The sequence below is a fragment of the Streptomyces sp. NPDC088730 genome (genome assembly GCF_044751215.1).
Lineage (GTDB): Bacteria > Actinomycetota > Actinomycetes > Streptomycetales > Streptomycetaceae > Streptomyces.
Genome location: NZ_JBIVLK010000005.1, coordinates 322,801 through 337,997 on the forward strand (window position 1 = coordinate 322,801; position 15,197 = coordinate 337,997).

14 protein-coding genes are annotated in these 15,197 nt (G+C 71.0%); 8 read left to right on the forward strand and 6 right to left on the reverse strand.

The features are described 5' to 3' along the window. Positions 1-104: 104 nt before the first annotated feature. Positions 105-1,109, reverse strand: coding sequence for a Gfo/Idh/MocA family oxidoreductase (locus ACIP89_RS18910; RefSeq protein WP_402115777.1), 1,005 nt, complete (start codon positions 1,107-1,109; stop codon positions 105-107). Between the two features lie 388 nt (positions 1,110-1,497). On the opposite strand from ACIP89_RS18910, the gene ACIP89_RS18915 reads away from it, so the two are divergent. The 5 genes from ACIP89_RS18915 to ACIP89_RS18935 all read left to right on the forward strand — a co-directional run bounded on the left by ACIP89_RS18915 (position 1,498) and on the right by ACIP89_RS18935 (position 6,283). Then, on the forward strand, positions 1,498-2,481 hold the full coding sequence (locus tag ACIP89_RS18915) for a sugar ABC transporter substrate-binding protein (RefSeq protein WP_402115778.1): 984 nt from the start codon (positions 1,498-1,500) through the stop codon (positions 2,479-2,481). Next, complete coding sequence (locus tag ACIP89_RS18920) at positions 2,478-3,530, forward strand: ABC transporter permease (RefSeq protein WP_402115780.1); 1,053 nt, start codon at positions 2,478-2,480, stop codon at positions 3,528-3,530. The genes ACIP89_RS18915 and ACIP89_RS18920 overlap by 4 nt, the downstream gene beginning before the upstream one ends. Further along, positions 3,527-4,384 carry an ATP-binding cassette domain-containing protein gene (locus ACIP89_RS18925; protein WP_401930018.1) on the forward strand — a complete coding sequence of 286 codons (858 nt, stop codon included), beginning with the start codon at positions 3,527-3,529 and terminating at the stop codon, positions 4,382-4,384. The genes ACIP89_RS18920 and ACIP89_RS18925 overlap by 4 nt, the downstream gene beginning before the upstream one ends. A 124-nt stretch (positions 4,385-4,508) precedes the next feature. Then, positions 4,509-5,672 (forward strand): ROK family glucokinase, encoded by a 1,164-nt coding sequence (locus ACIP89_RS18930; protein WP_401930016.1) that lies wholly within the window; start codon positions 4,509-4,511, stop codon positions 5,670-5,672. Between the two features lie 14 nt (positions 5,673-5,686). Next, complete coding sequence (locus ACIP89_RS18935) at positions 5,687-6,283, forward strand: hypothetical protein (RefSeq protein WP_073735105.1); 597 nt, start codon at positions 5,687-5,689, stop codon at positions 6,281-6,283. Between the two features lie 93 nt (positions 6,284-6,376). Here the strand turns inward: ACIP89_RS18935 and ACIP89_RS18940 are convergent, their stop codons facing one another. The 3 genes from ACIP89_RS18940 to ACIP89_RS18950 form a co-directional block, all read right to left on the reverse strand. Next, positions 6,377-7,276 (reverse strand): geranyl diphosphate 2-C-methyltransferase, encoded by a 900-nt coding sequence (locus tag ACIP89_RS18940; RefSeq protein WP_402115782.1) that lies wholly within the window; start codon positions 7,274-7,276, stop codon positions 6,377-6,379. Between the two features lie 16 nt (positions 7,277-7,292). Continuing rightward, complete coding sequence (locus ACIP89_RS18945) at positions 7,293-8,624, reverse strand: family 2 encapsulin nanocompartment cargo protein terpene cyclase (protein WP_402115784.1); 1,332 nt, start codon at positions 8,622-8,624, stop codon at positions 7,293-7,295. A 111-nt stretch (positions 8,625-8,735) separates the two neighbouring features. Then, the gene (locus ACIP89_RS18950; protein WP_401933452.1) at positions 8,736-10,148 is read right to left on the reverse strand and encodes a family 2B encapsulin nanocompartment shell protein; all 1,413 of its coding nucleotides are present in this window, start codon (positions 10,146-10,148) and stop codon (positions 8,736-8,738) included. 481 nt (positions 10,149-10,629) lie between these two features. Here ACIP89_RS18950 and ACIP89_RS18955 point away from each other — a divergent pair, with 481 nt between their 5' ends. After that, entirely contained in the window at positions 10,630-11,844 is a 1,215-nt protein-coding gene (locus tag ACIP89_RS18955; protein ID WP_402115785.1) for a beta-ketoacyl-[acyl-carrier-protein] synthase family protein, read from the forward strand. A 201-nt stretch (positions 11,845-12,045) separates the two neighbouring features. Here ACIP89_RS18955 and ACIP89_RS18960 read toward each other — a convergent pair whose 3' ends face one another. Continuing rightward, a complete protein-coding gene (locus ACIP89_RS18960) occupies positions 12,046-12,315 on the reverse strand; it encodes a GlsB/YeaQ/YmgE family stress response membrane protein (RefSeq protein ID WP_073735114.1) in 270 nt (89 codons plus the stop codon). Positions 12,316-12,619: 304 nt separating this feature from the next. Here ACIP89_RS18960 and ACIP89_RS18965 point away from each other — a divergent pair, with 304 nt between their 5' ends. Beyond that, complete coding sequence (locus ACIP89_RS18965) at positions 12,620-13,453, forward strand: PIG-L family deacetylase (RefSeq protein ID WP_402115786.1); 834 nt, start codon at positions 12,620-12,622, stop codon at positions 13,451-13,453. A 30-nt stretch (positions 13,454-13,483) separates the two neighbouring features. Here ACIP89_RS18965 and ACIP89_RS18970 read toward each other — a convergent pair whose 3' ends face one another. Next, on the reverse strand, positions 13,484-14,443 hold the full coding sequence (locus tag ACIP89_RS18970; RefSeq protein ID WP_402115787.1) for an alpha/beta fold hydrolase: 960 nt from the start codon (positions 14,441-14,443) through the stop codon (positions 13,484-13,486). Between the two features lie 127 nt (positions 14,444-14,570). Between ACIP89_RS18970 and ACIP89_RS18975 the strand changes: the two genes are divergently transcribed. Next, positions 14,571-15,137: a TetR/AcrR family transcriptional regulator gene (locus tag ACIP89_RS18975; RefSeq protein WP_402115789.1), complete on the forward strand. Its 567-nt coding sequence runs from the start codon at positions 14,571-14,573 to the stop codon at positions 15,135-15,137. The last annotated feature ends 60 nt before the right edge of the window (positions 15,138-15,197 follow it).

A 15,197-nucleotide genomic window follows, 5' to 3' on the forward strand; every position in this document is an offset into this window, starting at 1 on the left:
CGCGCGGCCGCTCGCAGGCCCCCGGATCGACCGCCCTCAGGCTCCGGACCGACCGGGCTCAGGTCCCCGGGATCGACCGCCCTCAGGCCCCGGACCGACCGGGCTCAGGTCCCCGGGATCTCCGCCAGCTCCACCGGCCGGTGCTCCCGGCGCGAGACCTCGCACGCCTCCGCGACCCGCAGCGCCTGCAGGGCCTCCTGCCCGTCGCAGGGATTGGCCGCCTCGCCCCGCACCAGCCGGACGAAGGCGTCCAGCTCGGCCTCGTAGGCCGGGGCGAAGCGTTCCAGGAACCCCGGCCAGGGCTTGGCTGGGGCGGCAGGTCCCAGCGGCTCGGCCGAGGTCAGCGGGGTGCGGTCGTCCAGGCCGACCGCCAACTGGTCCAGCTCTCCGGCGAGCTCCATCCGCACGTCGTACCCGGCGCCGTTGCAGCGGGTCGCCGTCGCCGTGACGAGGGTGCCGTTGTCGAGGGTCAGCAGCGCCGCCGCGGTGTCCACGTCGCCGGCCTCGCGGAACATCGCGGGTCCGGCGTCCGAGCCGGTGGCGTACACCCGGGCCACCTCACGGCCCGTCACCCAGCGCACCATGTCGAAGTCATGGATCAGGCAGTCCCGGTACAGCCCGCCGGAGAGCGGCAGATAGGCCGCGGGCGGCGGTGCCGGGTCGGAGGTCACCGTCCGCACGGTGTGCAGCCGGCCGAGCTCCCCGCCGCGCACCGCCGAGCGCGCCGCCGCGTAGCCCGCGTCGAACCGTCGCATGAACCCGAGTTGGAGGACGCTCCCGGCCTCCCGCGTCTCGCGCAGCGCGGCCAGCGTGCCCGCCAGGTCGACGGCGACGGGCTTCTCGCAGAACGCGGGCACCCCGGCGCGGGCGGCCCGGCCGATCAGCTCGGCGTGCGCCGCCGTGGCCGAGGCGATCACCACGGCGTCCACGCCCGCGCCGAACACCTCCGCGGCGGAGCCGGCGGCGACCGCTCCGGTCCGGCGCGCGACCTCCGCGGCACGGGCCGGGTCCGTGTCCGTCACCACCAGGGCGTCCACCGAGGGGTGGCGGGACAGCACGCCCGCGTGGAAGGAGCCGATCCGGCCGGTGCCGATGAGTCCGATGCGCATGGACCCAACGTGCCGGTCACCGGCAACGCTGTCAACTGTATGTCCTGACAAAGTCGGCCGACTGCCGGAGCGCCGCCCCCGCCCGCCCGCGCCTCACTCCTTCGATTCCCGCCGCCCCGTACGGTGACAGCGCTCCGCGACTTCCGTACGGTGTCGGAGGCTTCCCGGCTTCTCGTACGGCGCCGGGGGCGGCAACCGGCCGCACCCGGCGGCGCACGCGCCCCGTCCCGACACACGCGCCGCGCCCTGCCGGGTGACGGCGGCGGCGGCTCGGGGATACTTGCCCAGCCGGACCGGGACCGTACGGGCCCCGGCTCCACCAGCAGCACAACGAGCAGCACGAGAAGGGCACGGAGTCGTGGCAAGGGTTCGGACAGGGGTACGTGCGATGGGCGCCGTGCTTGCGGCGGTGCTCGGGGCTTCCCTCATGGGATGCAGCAGCACCGGCGGCAAGCGGGCGGAGGAGCGATCGGCACAGTCCGCCGCCGAGGGCCGGTCCGCGGTGAACACGCCCCGCTGGACCTTCGCCATGGTCACCCACTCGGGCGACGGCGACACCTTCTGGGACATCGTCCAGAAGGGCGCCAAGATGGCGGCGGGCAAGGACAACATCAACTTCCTGTACTCGCACAACGACGAGGCGCAGCAGCAGGCCCAGCTGGTCCAGGCCGCCATCGACAAGAAGGTCGACGGGCTGATCGTCACGCTCGCCAAGCCCGACGCCATGAAGGACGTCGTCGCCAAGGCCACCAAGGCCGGCATCCCGGTGATCACGGTCAACTCGGGCGTCGCGGAGTCCAAGCGGTTCGGCGCGCTCACCCACATCGGCCAGGACGAGTCCATCGCCGGCGAGGCCGTCGGTGAGGAGCTCAACAAGCGCGGCCGCAAGAAGGCCCTCTGCATCCTGCACGAGCAGGGCAACGTGGGCCACGAGCAGCGCTGCGCCGGAGCGAAGAAGGCCTTCGACGGCCAAATCCAGAACCTGTACGTCGAGGGCACCAACATGCCGGACGTCCAGGCCTCCATCGAGGCGAAGCTCCAGGCCGACAAGGACATCGACGCGGTCGTCACCCTCGGCGCGCCCTTCGCGGACGCCGCCGTCAAGGCGAAGCAGACCGCGGGCAGCAAGGCCGAGATCGACACCTTCGACCTGAACGCCAAGGTCGCCGCGGAGCTGAAGGCCAAGACCCTCGGCTTCGCCGTCGACCAGCAGCCCTACCTCCAGGGGTACGAGGCCGTCGACCTGCTCTGGCTCTACCGCTACAACCGCAACGTGCTCGGCGGCGGCCGCCCGGTCCTCACCGGCCCCCAGGTCATCACCTCCGCCGACGCCGCCCAGCTCGCCGAGTACGCGGACCGGGGAACCCGATGACCGCGGCCTCCGGATCCTCGTCCCCCGCCGAGACGGACGAGCGGCTGCTGCGCACCTCACCGCTGCGCAAGCTGCTCGGCCGGCCCGAGCTCGGCTCGGTCGTCGGCGCGCTGGCCGTCTTCCTCTTCTTCGCGGTCGCCGCCGACAGCTTCCTGCGCGCCACCAGCTTCGGCACGGTGCTGTACGCGGCCTCCACCATCGGGATCATGGCCGCGCCGGTGGCGCTGCTGATGATCGGCGGTGAGTTCGACCTCTCGGCGGGGGTGATGGTCACCAGCTCCGCGCTGATCTCGTCGATGTTCAGCTACCAGATGACGGCGAACGTCTGGGTCGGCGTCTTCGTGTCGCTGCTGGTCACGCTCGCCATCGGCGCGTTCAACGGCTTCATGCTGACCCGCACCAAACTGCCGAGCTTCATCATCACGCTCGGTACCTTCCTGATGCTGACCGGCCTGAACCTCGGCTTCACCAAGCTGATCAGCGGCACCGTCTCGACGAAGACCATCGGCAACATGGAGGGCTTCCCCTCCGCCCGCAAGCTCTTCGCCTCCTACTGGACCGTCGGCGGCGTCGAGCTGAAGGTGACCATCCTGTGGTGGGCGGTCCTCGTCGCCGTCGCCACCTGGATCCTGCTCCGCACCCGCTTCGGGAACTGGATCTACGCGGTCGGCGGCGGCGCCGACGCGGCCCGCGCGGTCGGCGTCCCGGTGATCCGGACGAAGATCGGCCTCTACCTCGGAGTCGCCTTCGCCGCCTGGGTCTCCGGGCAGCACCTGCTGTTCAGCTACGACGTGGTGCAGTCCGGCGAGGGGGTCGGCAACGAGCTGATCTACATCATCGCGGCGGTCATCGGCGGCTGCCTGATCACCGGCGGCTACGGCTCCGCGATCGGCTCGGCGGTCGGCGCCTTCATCTTCGGCATGACCAGCAAGGGCATCGTGTACGCGGAGTGGAACCCGGACTGGTTCAAGTTCTTCCTCGGAGCGATGCTGCTCCTGGCCACCCTGCTCAACGCATGGGTACGCAAGCGCGCGGAGGCGACGAAATGACGGCCCCCAAGGCACCGGACGTGGACACCGCGCCGCGGGCGCTGGTCGAGCTCGACCACGTCAGCAAGTACTACGGCAACATCAAGGCGCTGGAGGACGTCTCGCTGGAGGTGCACGCGGGCGAGATCTCCTGCGTCCTCGGCGACAACGGCGCCGGCAAGTCCACCCTCATCAAGATCATCGCGGGGCTGCACCGGCACGATGCCGGAAGCTTCCTCGTGGACGGCGAGGAGACCACCCTCGCCAACCCGCGCGACGCCCTGGACCGGGGCATCGCCACGGTCTACCAGGACCTCGCCGTCGTCCCGCTGATGCCGGTCTGGCGGAACTTCTTCCTCGGCTCCGAGCCGACGACCGGCGTGGGCCCCTTCAAGCGCCTCGACGTCCGGCTGATGCGCGAGACGACCCGCTCCGCGCTGCTCCGGATGGGCATCGACCTGCGCGACGTCGACCAGCCCATCGGCACCCTGTCCGGCGGCGAGCGCCAGTGCGTGGCCATCGCACGGGCCGTCCACTTCGGCGCCAAGGTGCTCGTCCTGGACGAGCCGACCGCGGCGCTCGGCGTCAAGCAGTCCGGCGTCGTCCTGAAGTACGTCGCGGCGGCCAGGGACGCCGGACTGGGCGTGGTCCTCATCACGCACAACCCGCACCACGCGTACCTCGTCGGTGACCGCTTCGTGCTGCTCAAGCGCGGCGCGATGGCCGGCAGCCACAGCCGGGGCAGCATCACGCTGGACGAGCTCACCCGCCAGATGGCGGGCGGCAGCGAGCTGGAGGAGCTCAGCCACGAGCTGGAGCGGACCCCCGGACCGGACCTGTCGGGCGGCCCGGCGGCGAAGCACGACACCCCGTAGTCCGGCCGGGCGGCGGAGCCCGTCCGGCAGCCCCGTTCCTCCGGCAGTGGCAGAATCGGGGCCGACGGGCGCCGCCCGCCGCCGGGATCAGTACCAGCCCGGCCACCCCGACCCCCCAGGGACGATGAGCACGTACCGCGACTTCACGCACCGCGGCTCCGCCCGCGCCACTGTCCTGCGGACCGTCGGCACCCGGGAGCGGCGCTCGCACCTCACCGCGCCCCGGGTCCCCACCGTCGGCATCGACATCGGGGGGACGAAGGTGATGGCCGGCGTCGTCGACGCCGACGGCAACATCCTGGAGACCCTGCGCACCGAGACTCCGGACAAGTCCAAGAGCCCCAAGGTCGTCGAGGACACCATTGTCGAGCTGGTCCTGGACCTCTCCGACCGGCACGACGTGCACGCGGTGGGCATCGGCGCGGCCGGCTGGGTCGACGCGGACCGGTCCAAGGTGCTGTTCGCCCCGCACCTCGCCTGGCGGGACGAACCCCTGCGCGACGCCATCGCCTCCCGGCTGGTCGTCCCGGTCATGGTCGACAACGACGCCAACACCGCCGCCTGGGCCGAATGGCGCTTCGGCGCGGGCCGCGGCGAGGACCACCTCGTCATGATCACGCTCGGCACCGGCATCGGCGGCGCGATCCTGGAGGACGGTCAGGTCAAGCGCGGCAAATACGGCGTAGCGGGTGAGTTCGGCCACATGCAGGTGGTGCCCGGAGGCCACCGCTGCCCCTGCGGCAACCGCGGCTGCTGGGAGCAGTACAGCTCCGGCAACGCACTCGTCCGGGAGGCCAGGGAACTGGCCGCGGCGGACTCCCCGGTGGCCCACGGACTCATCGAACGGGTCAAGGGCAGCGTCCCCGACATCACCGGACCGCTCATCACCGAACTGGCCCGCGAGGGCGATGCGATGTGCATCGAACTCCTCCAGGACATCGGCCAGTGGCTCGGCGTCGGCATCGCCAACCTGGCCGCCGCGCTCGACCCCTCCTGCTTCGTCATCGGAGGCGGCGTCAGCGCCGCCGACGACCTGCTGATCGGACCGGCCAGGGACGCCTTCAAACGCCACCTCACCGGCCGCGGCTACCGCCCCGAGGCGCGGATCGCGAAAGCGCAGCTCGGCCCGGAGGCGGGTATGGTCGGCGCCGCCGACCTCGCCAGACTGGTGGCCCGCAGGTTCCGCCGTACCAACCGCCGCCGCGTCGAGCGGTACGAGCGGTACGCGCAGATCTACGACCAGGCGGCGAGCACCATCCGCAATACCCGCAACACCCGCACTTCCTAGGGACTCCCAGAGCCATGAACGCAGCCGAGCACCCCGTCGTGCCGCGTCAGTCCCCGCCGCCCGAACAGGGCGACGGGCGGCTGCCGGAGGACCGGCGCAGAACGATCCGCCGGCGCCTGATCACGGCGACCATCATCGTGCTGCTCATCGGCGTCCCGGCCGGATACCTGCTGATCTCCGCGAGCCAGAGCCGCCGCTCCGGCCAGGACAAGGCCGCGGAGGCCGCGGCGCAGGGCCTCCGCGAGGGCTGGCCGTCCCGGATGCTGCGCCGGATCTTCGAGGTGCCCATCCCCTGGGACGCGCAGGACGTCGAGTACTACGAGACGAACAACTGGAAGGCCAGCCGGATGTACGTGCAGTTCCGCACGTCGTCCAACGGCCTCGACCGGTTCCTGACCAACGTCGGTACCGGCCGCGCGGCCCTGACCGAGGGCAGGATCACCGTCGGCGCCCGCGACACGAAGGTCGCGGGCTGGTACTTCGGCAAGGGTGTCGCGTGGGCGGGAACCACGCACACCAACAAGGACCCGCGCCCCACCCAGGACATCACCGTCGACATGACCGACCCGATGGCCCCTGTCGTGTACGTCGTGTCCGCGGCCACCCCCTGACACTCGCGGGCCGGCGCCGGTCCGGCCCGGCGCGGAACGCGGCACACCCCCGCCGGCCGGTGCCGACGGGGGTGCGCGGGTGGCCGGGCGGGGTCAGACGCGGTCCGCCGCGATGAGGAGGTACTGGAAGGACCCGTCCTTGTACGAGTTGATGAACGCGTCCTCGATCCCCGTCACCAGCGAGGACGTGGCCCGCAGCTCCCAGTAGGGCAGGGTGTCGGGGGTGAGGTCGATGATGGTCTGCGGCACCAGGCGGTTGTCGGCCATGGCGCGCAGGTACTCCCGGCGCGAGTGGATGTTGCACTCGAAGTGCGCGTTGATCTGCGAGACCCACTTCGAGGGCTGGCCGTACCGGGGGTTCCAGCAGCCGGTGATGGTCACATAGCGGCCGCCGACCTCCAGAACGCGGGAGTGCTCCGCGAACAGGTCGTGAAGATCGACGTACATGCTCGACTCGTTGTTCCACGAGGCCGCCGCAGACCCGGTCTCGAACGGGGTGGCGAGCATGTTGCAGACCCGTGCCCGGACGTGGTCCTGAAGGCCGAGCTCGCGGGCCCGGCCGTTGGCGAATTCGGCCTGCTTGGTGGAGAGCGTGACCCCTTCGACCTTGCAGCCGAAGCGCTGGTGCGCCATCACCATCGAGCCGCCCCGGCCGCAGCCGGCGTCCAGCAGGGTGTCCTCCCGCCCGATGTCACCCAGGTGCCCCAGCAGACATTCGGCCTGTGCCGACTCCAGCCGGTGCAGTTCGGAGATCAGCGCCTTCTCGCCCGCGCCGTCCCCGGCGTCACCGAGTGCGGAGGTGTCGATCTCACCGATGCCGTAGTGGTGGTGGTAGAGCCCGTCGACATCGCCCAGCCTCAGGTTCACGGGTCTGGCCTCGCCGTCCCAGTAGCGCGCGATGTCTCCCTGGTACGGGGTCGCGGGGCTGGGGACGCGCACCGGGGCGGAGGCGGACGCGCGGGTGGAGCTGGCGGTGAGTTCGGCGCTGGTCACGGATGAATCCATTCTCTTACCAGAAGTCCGGCAAGCTGTAGCGGTAGGTGTTCGACTGATGCCAGTGGTGGTTGCCGTCGACCCAGGCGGCCACGCCGCGCAGGAAGCGCTGCACACTCGGCACGGGGGATTCCGCGGCCAGGGACGCCGCGGCGGTTTCGAAGTCGTGCATGAGCTCGTTGTGGATCTCGACCGACTTCAGATAGGCGTCGCGGTCGGAGACGCCCTCGCGTTCGGAGATCACGACGGGCAGGTTCAGGTGCCGGCCCGGCGCTTTGAGCTCCTTGGTGTACGAGTACAGGTCGTTCACGATGGTCGTCGCGTTTCCCGCCAGGGCGATGACCTCCTGCATGGCCGGCTGCGCGTGCAGGTCCGCCGGGAGCTCGTAGCCGCCGACGGTGTCGGTGATGGTGGGGCAGGGGCGGAAGTTGTTGAACTGGCGCATCGCCAGGTACTCCCACACCTCGGGGACGTGGTCCAGCTGCGCCCAGGCGGCTTCCGCGAGATAGCCCATGTGCAGCCGGGCCATGTCGTGCCGGAGCCGGTCCGCCTGGGAGGGGCCGGCGGCCCGGACGAAGTACTCCATGGCGGAGCGGTAGGCACGCCGGGGCGCGTCCGCGTGGAGCGACTTCGCCCACTGCGGCCGGTACTCCGCGGTGGTGTGCAGGGAGTCGAGGGCGGTGTGGGCCAGCAGCAGCCGCTCGCCCAGGCCGTCGGGTGACCCGCCGTGATCCTCGCAGTAGCAGTCGTCCACCGCGTTCTCGGCCACCATCAGCCGGGTGGCGAGCATCAGATGGTCGATGGTGGGCGCGTCCGGATGGCAGCCGACCATGTAGCGGCCCACGGAGAAGCCGTCGAACTCCTCCTCCCAGTCGTCGGGATACAGCGAGACCTCGTCCAGGGCCCAGGCCTTGATCCGCCGGCTGACCTCCTCGACCCGCACCGGGTCGGGCTCGGGAATCGGGTGGTGGTAGAGGCCCGGGATCACCTTTCCCTGGACATCTGCCTTCGGACCGGTCCCCGTCGTGGCTGCCGGGGGCGCGTCCCGCCGCAGCATGCGCAGGCTCGCGGTGCCCAGTCCGGTGGGCCCTCCCAGGACCCGCCCGAGCCGGGTGCCCGGTGCCGGCGACGAGGGCGCGGGCACTCCGGCCGACGGGGCCGGGTGCACAGCCGGCGCCGTCGGGACGGGCGGGGCCGCCCCGGAAAGCACCGGCGGGCGGGGCAGGCCCCCGGCGGCGGCGCCGATGTCGCGGGCGCGCGACGCGGCCTCTGTGAGTACGTGAGCCCCGAATCGGGCAGCGGCCTCCGGCAGGCTCGGCTGCGGAGGTGGCGGCTCGGGTGCGGGCATCCATGGCTCCTTGGTGGGTGGGCGGTTGTCAGGAGGCTTCGGGCGAGGGGCGCCCGGCGAGCGCGATCGGCCCGCCGGATCCGGGGCGCCGCACCGCGCGGGACGGGCCGGCTACTTGGGCCAGTTGGCGATCTGCACGTTCTCCAGCACGCCGACCGCGTCCGGCACGAGGATGGCCGCGGAATAGTAGGTGGTGACGAGGTAGGACGTGATCGCCTTCTCGTCGAGCCCCATGAAGCGGACCGACAGACCCGGCTCGTACTCGTCCGGCAGACCCGTCTGGTGCAGGCCGATCACGCCCTGGTTCTCCTCGCCGGTACGCATGACGAGGATCGAACTCGTCCGCTCCGGCGTGACGGGGATCTTGTTGCAGGGGAGGATCGGAACCCCGCGCCAGGCCGGGACCTGCTGGCCGCCGAGGTCGACATGGTCCGGGTAGAGTCCGCGCGAGTTGAACTCCCGCCCGATCGCCGCGATCGTCCGGGGGTGCGCGAGGAAGAACTTGGAACCGCGGCGGCGGCAGAGCAGTTCGTCCAGGTCGTCCGGGGTCGGCGCGCCGGAGTGCGGCTGGATGCGCTGCTTGAAGTCGGCGTTGTGCAGCAGCCCGAACTCCCGGTTGTTGATCAGCTCGTGCTCCTGGCGCTCGCGCAGCGCCTCGATGGTGAGCCTGAGCTGTTCCTCGGTCTGGTTCATCGGCCCGTTGTAGAGGTCCGCGACCCTGGTGTGGATCCGCAGGATGGTCTGGGCCACCGAGAGTTCGTACTCGCGCGGGTTCAGCTCGTAGTCCGCGAAGGCGCCGGGCAGCGCGTGCTCGCCGGTGTGGCCGGCCGACATCGCGATCTCCGCCTCGCCGCGGTGGTTCTGCGCCTGGCGGGAACGCGAGGTGAACTGTTCGATGTGGTCGCGGAGGCCGGGGGCGGAAGCGGCCACGGACATGAAGTCGGCACGGGACAGGGTGAGCAGGGTGCCCGAGGTCTCGGCGACAGCGGTCTGCTCCCAGCGGGCGTCCTCGTCCAGCAGCGCGTCGTCCCCGAACCGGTCGCCGTCCGCGAGAACGTCCAGGGCGACCTCGTCGCCGTAACTGCCCACGGAGGTCTGGCTGACGCGGCCGTGCGCGATGAGGTGGATCCGGTCCGCCGCCGCTCCCCGCTCGACCAGCGTCTCGCCCGCCCGGAAGTCGCGCTGGACGCACCGGCCGGCGAGGGCGGTGAGCGCGTCGAGGTCGTCGAAGCCGCGCAGCAGGGCCAGTTCGCCCAGCTCCTGGGGGATCACCCGGACCTCGGCGCCGTCCTGGACGAAGTCCACCTTGCCGTCCCCGACGGTGTAGGCGAGGCGCCGGTTCACCCGGTAGGCACCGCCCTTGGTCTCCACCCAGGGGAGCATCCGCAGCAGCCAGCGGGAGGTGATCTCCTGCATCTGCGGGGCGGACTTGGTCGTGGTGGCGAGGTTGCGGGCAGCCGCCGTCCCGAGACTGGACTGCTTGGGCAGTTCCAGCCGTGCTTCCGAGTTGGAGTCAACAGTCATCGGGGAGGCTCTCCTTGGTCAGGGCAGTCGACGGACATATACGAACAGACCGAACAACTGGACGAAAACAGTGGATATAAAGTTGAATCCGTCCAGATCCAGGGGAACAGTAATGGCCGTTCCGCCGCCCGGACCAAGAAAATCCGCCGATATTAACTCGATGCGATGATCGCGGCCGCGAGATGTTTATCTGCTTCCGGGTGGGATCTGGCCGTGTCCTGGCGGAGCGGACCCGAGGTGCCGGAGTGCGGGCGCAAGTTCCCCCGCGTAGTGCGGCAGTTCGGCGCAGTTGGCGAGTGGGCTCACTCCGCGAAGCCGCTTCCGGTATCCCGGCGGGTGCGGACCGAGTTGTTGAGACAGCACAATTTCTCGCTTTTGGATCGGTCGGCTCCTGCCCTGTTTTCCCTTCTCAACGCTGGAATGATCGCCATGAGAGCAAGTCAGGTGCTCTGTAGCATTCATACAGTTCGAGGAGGCTCGTATGACCCATGACAGTCGTGTGCTGGTGACGGGTGTCGGTGCGATGACGCCGCTGGGAGCCGACGCGCCGTCGACCTGGTCGGGGATGCTGGCCGGTAAGTCGGGGGTGCGTCTCCTGGCCGAGGAATGGGCCGCGGACCTGCCCGTGCACGTGGCGGCCGGGCTCACGGTGGACCCTGCCTCCCTGCTTCCGAGGGCCGAGGCCAGGAAGCTGGACCGGGGTGAGCAGATCGCCCTCCTCAGTGCGCGCGAAGCCTGGCAGGACGCGGGGGCTCCGCAGGTCGAGCCGGAACGGTTCGCCGTCGTCATCGGGACCGGGACCGGTGGTGTCCTCAGCACGCTGGGGCAGGACGACGTCTTCGAACGCGCCGGAATCCGCAGGCTGTCGCCGTTCGCGGTCCCCATGCTGATGCCCAACGGGCCGGCCGCGTGGGTGAGCATGGACCTGGGCGCGAAGGGGGGCGCCAGAACTCCGGTGAGTGCCTGCGCGTCCGGGGCCGAGGCCCTGGCCCTCGGTCAGGACCTGATCCGCGGCGGCCGGGCCGACGTGGTCGTCGCAGGTGGGGTGGAGGCATGCCTGCACCCCTTCACCATCGCGGCGTTCGCCCAGATGAAGGCCCTGTCGACGTGGTCCATGGACCCGGAGACCGTCTCCCGCCCCTTCGACGCCAAGCGGTCCGGGTTCGTCATGGCCGAGGGCGCGGGGATGATGGTGCTCGAACGCGCCGGGTCCGCCCGCGCCCGTGGAGCACGCGCCTACGGCACACTGGCCGGCAGTGCCGTGGGGTCGAGCGCGGGTCACATCACGGCGTCGGACGCGGCAGGCCAGGCCTCCGCCATGGGACTGGCGCTGCGCGACGCCGGCCTGGCCCCGGCGGACATCGGAGTCGTGCACGCCCACGCCACCTCGACGGAGTCCGGCGATCTGGCGGAGGCCGAGGCGATCAACCTGGTGATCGGCGGCCACGCCGCGGTGACGGCGACGAAGTCGATGACCGGCCACATGATCGGCGCGTCCGGGACGGTGGGTGCCATGGCCGCGCTGTTCGCGCTCAGGGACGGCACGGTGCCGGCCACGCGCAACCTCGACGAACCCGACCCGCGCGTGGAACTGGACGTGGTGCGCGGTGAGCGGCGCACCGGTCGGTGGTCCGCCGCGCTGGCCAACTCGTTCGGGTTCGGCGGACACAACGTCAGTCTCGTCTTCACCACGTGACGACAAGGCCCGCGGCCGCGCCCCGCTCGGTTCCTGAAGGGCCTCGGGCGGGTGGGGGACCGGGGAGCGGGTCATGCCGGCCCGTCCCTCCCGCTACGGGAGACGGGCCTACGGGAGACGGGCGCGTCCACCGTCGCCGTGAACGCGAATTGGCCCCGCCCGGGGAGGGCGGGGCCAATTCGCGGTGACGTTCGTACGGGGTCAGGCGTGGCGGCGGTTGCCGGTGAAGACGCGGTACAGCACCAGGAGGATCAGCGAGCCGACGATGGCCGCGATCCAGGTGGAGAGGTCGAAGAAGCCGTCGATGGAGTCGACGCCGAAGATCACCTTGCCGAGCCAGCCGCCGAGCAGACCGCCCGCGATACCGATGAGCATCGTGATGATGATGCCGCCCGGGTCCTTGCCCGGCATCAGGGCCTTGGCGATGAGGCCCGCGAGCAAGCCAATGATGATCCAAGCAATGATGCCCATAATGCCTCTCCTACCCAGTCATATAAAGTCGCTGTCAAGAACCGTCTTTACCGCGTCGGTGATTTCAAACGTTGATCAGACGGTTACGCGGCGCCGCTGAGCGGTCCGGTGTCCGAGGCGGAGAGCCGCCGCCGGGAACAGACGGTCCGGCCGGTGCGGTTGCATGAACCGGGGGACCGGCGCCGCACGGGCGGGATTCGCGGTGACCGCAGTGTCGACCGCCCCGCCTGGTGACGGCCCCCTGGATCGCGGTACGCCCGCCGCGCACTCGTACCGAGAAGCATTTCCGCAGGAGGACTTTTTCATGACTGACCGGCCGTTGACCCTCATGGCAGTGCACGCCCACCCCGATGACGAGGCCACCGGAACCGGCGGAATCCTCGCGCGCTACGCGGCGGAAGGCATCCGCACGGTTCTCGTGACCTGTACCGACGGCGGTTGCGGCGACGGACCGGGGGGCGTCAAGCCGGGCGGCCCCGGGCACGACCCGGCTGCCGTCGCCTCGATGCGCCGCAAGGAGCTGGAGGCGAGCTGCGAGGTACTGAAGATCAGTGACCTGGAGATGCTGGACTACGCGGACTCCGGGATGATGGGCTGGCCGAGCAACGAAGCCCCCGGATCCTTCTGGCGGACCCCCGTGGAGGGGGCTGCCGCCCGGCTCGCGGAACTCATGCGGCACTACCGGCCCGATGTGGTCGTCACGTACGACGAGAACGGCTTCTACGGCCACCCCGACCACATTCAGGCCCACCGCATCACGATGGCGGCGGTCGAGATGGCCTCGCTGACCCCGAAGGTGTACTGGACGACGATGCCCCGCTCGATGATGCAGCGGTTCGGGGAGACCATGCGCGAGTTCCACGAGGACATGCCGGAGCCGGACCCCGCGGAAGCCGCCGCGATGGCCGAGATCGGCCTCCCCGACGACGAGATCACCACGTGGGTGGACACCACCGCGTTCAGCGGTCAGAAGTTCGATGCGCTGGCCGCGCACGCCAGCCAGGGCGAGAACATCTTCTTCCTCAAGATGGGCAAGGAGAGGTTCGCCGAGTTCATGGGCCTGGAGACCTTCGTGCGGGTCAAGGACGCCACCGGGGCTGCCGTACCCGAGAACGATCTCTTCGCCGGACTGCGCTGACCTCCGGCTGTCCGCGGCGACCGCCCTCCGCTACCCGGCCTGTCCGGTCTGTTCGGCCTGTCCGAGCGTGAGCATCGCCTCCGCGACCTCGTCGACCGCCGCGTCGGGGATCGCGGTGGCCGCCTCTTCGAGGACGAGCAGCCGTGCCCCGGGGATCCCGCGTGCGATCGCCTCGCCGTTGCCGACGGGGAAGAACGGGTCTCGGCGGCCGTGGACGACGAGTGCGGGGACCGTGACCCCGGACAGACGCTCGCGCCAACGGGGTGTGCAGTCGAGCCTGGAGAACACCGTGCCCAGCTGATTGGCCAGGTGGACCGGTGGCGCGGAGCCGGGAGTGCGGTCCCAGACCCGCCCGGCGACCGCGCGCGCGGCGACGGGGTCGTCGCCGCGGATCTCCGCGCCGTCCGCGGCGAACTCCGCCACCGCCTCGCGATCGGTCCAGTCGGGCATCGGCCGCGCGAACAGCCGGCTCATCGTCGCCCGGTCATGGTCGGGGAGGTCCTCGTCGGGCGGTCCCGGGGCGACCGGGCGGGTGCCGGCCAGGGTGAGGGCCGAGAACGTGCCGGGGTGGTCCAGCACGGCCACCTGGGCGACCATTCCGCCGACGCCGATCCCCGCGAGGTGCGCGGGCCGACCGCCGAGCGCGCCGGCGAGGCCCGCCGCGTCGGCGGCGAGGTCGCGCAGGGTGTAGGCGGGCGCCCGGGGGTCCGCCGTCGTCGACTCCCCGCTGTCGCGCAGGTCGTAGCGCACCACACGGCGCCCGCCCCCGGCGAGGCGCTCGCACAGTGCGTCGGGCCAGGAGAGCATGGTCGTCCCGCCCACGAGCAGGACGAGTGGCGCGTCGTCGTCACCGAACGACTCGATGCCCAGGGTGATCCCAGGCGTGCGGGTGCCGGCAGGCCGGTCGGGCCGCCCTGTGACGGAGTCGTCGGGCGGGTCGGAGCCGTCCGGGGAGCCGGAGGCGGAGGTGCCGACGCTGATGCGAGTCATACCGGGGCAGACTCGGTCCACTGCCCGGACTCATCGCTCGCGCCGGAGCGAGCTGATTCGCTCCACGCTTGTGGAGTTCCCTCGCACCGCCGGGCGGGAATTCGATCAACGATTGTAGAGTGAACCGGTGTCCACTCCTCACCGGTCCCGCGCCGACCGCCGCCGGTCCACGGAGGCGCGCATCCTCACCGCCGCCCGTGAGCTGTTCGCCGGCAGGGGATTCGAGCGCACCACCATTCGCGCCGTGGCGGCCGCCGCGGGCGTCGACCCGGCTCTGGTCATGCAGTACTTCGGCTCGAAGCGCGGCCTGTTCACCCAGGCCGTGCAGGCGATCCCGGTACCGTCGGGCACCGTTGACGCCGATGCGCTCGTCGATCAGCTGCTGGCCACGCTCGGACTGAAACTCGGTGGCCTTCCCGAGGGCACGCTGGCGATGATGCGGTCCATGCTCACCGACCCGGCAGCGGCCGATCACGTACGCGTCGCCCTCGGCGGTCAGTTGGACGGCATCGCCGCGGCCCTGCCCGCCGCGGAGGATCCCGAGCTGCGCGCCGCGCTGATCGTCACCACCCTGCTCGGAATCACCATCGGCCACCAGTTCCTCGGACTGGCCCCGCTGCGGGACGCCCCGGCCGAACGCATCGCGGCCCTGCTCCGACCGGCCATCAAGGCCCTGGCGGGGGAGCAGGGCTGAGCCGGGAAGAATCCGCGCCGGGGTTGTCGGATTCCGCGGGGGCCGTTCGTCGTCCTGATG